The following is a 2,134-nucleotide window of genomic DNA, read 5'->3' on the forward strand; positions in this document are numbered from 1 at the left end:
GCATGTGAGACTTCCAAAACAACCAGGAGGTTGGCTTAGAAGCAGCCATCCTTTAAAGATAGCGTAACAGCTCACTGGTCTAATCAAGAGGTCTTGCGGCGAAGATGTAACGGGGCTCAAGCCACGAGCCGAAGCTTTGGGTGTGCACATCTGTGCACGCGGTAGCGGAGCGTTCTGTGATAGAGAACGCTGCCTCTTTTGTTCCTTCGGGATCAACGGAGGCATTGTTCTGACTGTGAAGCCGGGCCGTAAGGCATCCGGTGGAGTGATCAGAAGTGAGAATGTTGACATGAGTAGCGACAAACAGGGTGAGAGACCCTGTCGCCGAAAGTCCAAGGGTTCCTGCTTAAAGCTAATCTGAGCAGGGTAAGCCGGCCCCTAAGGCGAGGCCGAAAGGCGTAGTCGATGGGAACCAGGTTAATATTCCTGGGCCAGGAGATGGTGACGGATCGCAGGTGTAGTGAGGTCTTATCGGATTGACCTTGCTGCTGAGCGGTTCCTGGAAACAGCCCTCCATGAGACCGTACCCTAAACCGACACAGGTGGACTGGTAGAGAATACCAAGGCGCTTGAGAGAACCACATTTAAGGAACTCGGCAAAATACCTCCGTAAGTTCGCGAGAAGGAGGCCCCGTTGGCAGGCAACTGTTGGCGGGGGGCACAAACCAGGGGGTGGCGACTGTTTACTAAAAACACAGGGCTCTGCGAAGTCGCAAGACGACGTATAGGGTCTGACGCCTGCCCGGTGCCGGAAGGTTAAAAGGAGATGTGCAAGCATTGAATTGAAGCCCCGGTAAACGGCGGCCGTAACTATAACGGTCCTAAGGTAGCGAAATTCCTTGTCGGGTAAGTTCCGACCTGCACGAATGGCGTAACGACTTCCCCGCTGTCTCAAATGTGGACTCAGCGAAATTGAATTGTCTGTGAAGATGCAGACTTCCCGCGGTTAGACGGAAAGACCCCATGCACCTTTACTATAGCTTCGCACTGGCATCAGGATTGTGATGTGCAGGATAGGCGGTAGGCTTTGAAACGGGGACGCCAGTTCCCGTGGAGCCATCCTTGAGATACCGCCCTTCGCACTCTTGATGTCTAACCGCGGCCCGTTATCCGGGTCCGGGACCCTGCGTGGTGGGTAGTTTGACTGGGGCGGTCGCCTCCTAAAGAGTAACGGAGGCGCGCGAAGGTTGGCTCAGAGCGGTCGGAAATCGCTCGTTGAGTGCAATGGCAGAAGCCAGCCTGACTGCGAGACTGACAAGTCGAGCAGAGTCGAAAGACGGCCATAGTGATCCGGTGGTCCCGAGTGGAAGGGCCATCGCTCAACGGATAAAAGGTACGCTGGGGATAACAGGCTGATGATGCCCAAGAGTCCATATCGACGGCATCGTTTGGCACCTCGATGTCGGCTCATCTCATCCTGGGGCTGGAGCAGGTCCCAAGGGTACGGCTGTTCGCCGTTTAAAGAGGTACGTGAGCTGGGTTTAGAACGTCGTGAGACAGTTCGGTCCCTATCTGCCGTGGGTGTAGGATACTTGAGAGGAGTTGCCCCTAGTACGAGAGGACCGGGGTGAACGTTCCACTGGTGGACCAGTTGTCGTGCCAACGGCAGTGCTGGGTAGCTATGAACGGACAGGATAAACGCTGAAGGCATCTAAGCGTGAAGCCCCCCTCAAAACCAGGTATCCCTTGAGAGCCGTGGAAGACCACCACGTCGATAGGCCGGAGATGTAAGCGCAGCAATGCGTTCAGTTGACCGGTACTAATGGCTCGACAGGCTTGATTTGATCCGGAAGTGGCCAGATCTGACACAGATCCCCGCTTCCAAAAGCATCCTTGGACAACTTACGGACCGCAAGGTCCGCAACGCTGAGCGTTTCTTATCTGATCTGGTGGACATAGCACGAGCGAAACACCCGATCCCATCCCGAACTCGGCCGTTAAGCGCCGTTGCGCCAATGGTACTGCGTCTCAAGACGTGGGAGAGTAGGTCACCGCCAGATCTGATAAGAAACGCAGCTCTCGAACGATCCAGATCATCGCGCCAACCCAACAATCGGCGCAGCCGCGCAACAGATCGCGCAGAATGGCGCGGGGTAGAGCAGCCCGGTAGCTCGTCAGGCTCATAACCTGAAGG

At 55.6% G+C, this 2,134-nt stretch carries 2 rRNA genes (1 of these 2 only partly in view); both read left to right on the forward strand.

Annotated features, from left to right (window positions below):
- Nucleotides 1-1,784: ribosomal RNA gene (locus H1S04_RS18460) — 23S ribosomal RNA — on the forward strand (it extends 1,052 nt beyond the left edge of the window).
- A 101-nt stretch (nt 1,785-1,885) separates the two neighbouring features.
- Nucleotides 1,886-2,000 (forward strand): 5S ribosomal RNA (gene rrf / locus H1S04_RS18465).
- Nucleotides 2,001-2,134: the final 134 nt, after the last annotated feature.

Origin of the sequence: Paracoccus sp. S1E-3, from assembly GCF_013868135.1 — a bacterium.
Lineage (GTDB): Bacteria > Pseudomonadota > Alphaproteobacteria > Rhodobacterales > Rhodobacteraceae > Paracoccus.